The organism is Rhodopseudomonas sp. B29, from assembly GCF_000333455.1.
Classification (GTDB): Bacteria; Pseudomonadota; Alphaproteobacteria; order Rhizobiales; family Xanthobacteraceae; genus Rhodopseudomonas.
Genome location: NZ_BADD01000303.1, coordinates 1 through 2,220, shown reverse-complemented (window position 1 = coordinate 2,220; position 2,220 = coordinate 1). Strand labels below are relative to the sequence as shown.

At 65.6% G+C, this 2,220-nt stretch carries 5 protein-coding genes; 2 read left to right on the top strand and 3 right to left on the bottom strand.

Translation table 11 applies throughout. The features are described from left to right. Together I5M_RS11100 and I5M_RS11095 are read right to left on the bottom strand one after the other, a co-directional pair. Window positions 1-435 (bottom strand): phosphodiesterase (locus tag I5M_RS11100; RefSeq protein ID WP_022721468.1); only part of this gene is annotated, 435 nt, incomplete at its 3' end. A 16-nt stretch (window positions 436-451) separates the two neighbouring features. Then, window positions 452-991 carry a ubiquinol-cytochrome C chaperone family protein gene (locus I5M_RS11095; RefSeq protein ID WP_022721467.1) on the bottom strand — a complete coding sequence of 180 codons (540 nt, stop codon included), beginning with the start codon at window positions 989-991 and terminating at the stop codon, window positions 452-454. Between the two features lie 109 nt (window positions 992-1,100). Between I5M_RS11095 and I5M_RS11090 the strand changes: the two genes are divergently transcribed. Continuing rightward, entirely contained in the window at window positions 1,101-1,598 is a 498-nt protein-coding gene (locus tag I5M_RS11090; protein ID WP_022721466.1) for an outer membrane protein assembly factor BamE, read from the top strand. Between the two features lie 116 nt (window positions 1,599-1,714). Here I5M_RS11090 and I5M_RS29540 read toward each other — a convergent pair whose 3' ends face one another. Next, the gene (locus tag I5M_RS29540; protein WP_022721465.1) at window positions 1,715-1,906 is read right to left on the bottom strand and encodes an alpha/beta fold hydrolase; all 192 of its coding nucleotides are present in this window, start codon (window positions 1,904-1,906) and stop codon (window positions 1,715-1,717) included. Here I5M_RS29540 and I5M_RS29535 point away from each other — a divergent pair. Next, window positions 1,907-2,220 (top strand): hypothetical protein (locus I5M_RS29535; protein WP_040771668.1); only part of this gene is annotated, 314 nt, incomplete at its 3' end. It abuts the gene before it with no gap.

Genomic DNA, 2,220 nt, shown 5'->3' with positions numbered 1-2,220 from the left:
GAGATCGATGAGGCCGTTATTGATCGCTTCCGGCGGGTCGCCGGAATCGGCCTCGCCATCCTCCTCGACCAGATCGGCAAGATCGCGAATCTGATCCGGCGGCATGAACATCAGATCGACCGGCTCGTCGACGATGTTGTCCACCGGATCGAGCGTCACCACGCAGGTCTGGCACACCTCGGCGCGCACGCGCCCTGTGACATGGACGCGGCCGTCGCCGGCGTGATGCAAATCGAACGAAGCCTTGGCCGAATGCACGCCGCCGAGATCGCCGAGCGCCGCCAGCGCCTCGCGCTGACGCGGCGTGGCTTCGAGCTCGCGATGCAGCCCGCCCTCGGGGATCTGCAGCACCACGACGGTCTCGCTCCACGGCGCGGATTCGGCTCGCACCGAATCGCGCGACTTCGAATCAACATGGCTGTGATCGTCGGCCATTCGCTCCTCCTGCGGTTCAGGCGCCGGGCGGCGGTGGAAATTGCAGGCCGCCTTCGCGCAGCTTGGCCGGCGCGACCGCATCCAGCACCGCGATGCATTGCATCGCATAAGTGGCGAGCCGCCGCGCCTGCTCAATGCTGGCGCCGTCGAACACGTTCCGATTGAGCGCCAGTGCCAGCGCCTCGTCGCCTTCGGTCAGCGCCAGATCGTACGCGGCCGAACGGCCGTAAAACGCCTCTCCGAACGCCTGCATGCGTTTCGGCACCGTTAGGTCGCCGACCCCGAGCTCGCGCAAATTTGCGTCGAGATCGCTGCAGAAATAGTCGAACAGCGCCTGGGCAAACGGATGGGCGTCCTGCACGGCGCGAATCCGCCGCAGCACCAGCCAGAGGTGCACGACGATCATTTCGAACCGGCCGTTGACGGTATCGGCAACGCCCAGCTCCCGATAAAACGCCGGCTGACGGGCCTGCGCCACGATCATGCCATAGATGGCTTCAATGGTGCCGCGCGGCGGCGTCCGGGGCGGACGGAAGTGATTGAACGGCCAAATCATTGTGGGTTCCGGTGGGCCTGCGGGGTCGGCCTTTTCGGATTGCAATCCGAGTTCCTGCCCGGTTATGTCAACGCTTCCCGCGATGCAAGGGGATGGGGCGAACTCCCGAATGAGTATTTCGATCGACCGCGGGCGCGCTGACGCTTCGACCAGGCTGCGCCGGACGGCACGGGCCGCGCTGCGCCGTCGGCTGGGCCCGGTTCTGGCGCTGGCTTTGCTCGGCGCCGGCCTGTCGGCCTGCACCTCCGAGCAATTCCAGAAGGGCTACATCCTGCCCAATGGCGCGCTCGAGCAGATTCCGATCGGCGCCAGCCAGGATCAGGTGCTGCTGGTGATGGGCACTCCTTCCACCGTCGCCACGCTCGACGGCCAGGTGTTCTACTACATCTCGCAGCGCTCGGAGCGGCCGGTCGCCTTCATGCCGCAGAAGGTCACTGACCAGCGAGTGATCGCCATCTATTTCGATAAGAACCGCCAGGTCCGCCGTATCGCCAACTACGGCATGCAGGACGGCAAGATCTTCGACTTCATCAGCCGCACCACGCCGACCTCCGGTCAGGAGATGAGCTATCTGGCGCCGCTGTTCCGCCTGATCAGCTTCCACTGAGGTCTTTACTCTGCGGCGATGGGTTTCGCTGCGCTCGACCCATCCTACAGGCACCCTGCATGGAGTCGTGGGATGGGTTGAGCGAAGCGATACCCATCACCACGAAACAACGCATCTCACGCCAGCCCTTTCTCCCGCGCCCAGGCCGCGATCAACCGGTTGACCTCCTCGGGCGCGTCCTGCTGTACCCAATGCGTCGCGTTGGGCAGCCGCTGCAGCGTGAAGTCCTCCACATAGGCTTCGTTGCCCTGCGTCAGCGCGATGTCGAGCGCGACGTCCTTCTCGCCCCAGATCATCAGCGTCGGCACGTGCAGCGTCTGATCGGTCCAGTCGTCGCCGCCGAGTCCGCTGATGTTGGCGTGCTGTTCGCTGACGCCGCGGGCGGCTCCGACGCAGGTCGGCTCGCCGTCTGGTTGCTGCCGCCGGCAGGGCTTGGCGATTTTCGGACGGCGTCTTTCTCGGGCTTGTCCGTGCTCGGCCGATCGGCGAGCGAATCGTCTCGGTCCTTGCGGCCCGGTTTGCCGCGCTTCGGACCGGCTTCCATGACACCCGGGATCGACACCGAGATGCAGGAGACGTCGTCGCAGTCGCGCGGCTTGTCGATTCGGATGGGCGGCCGCCG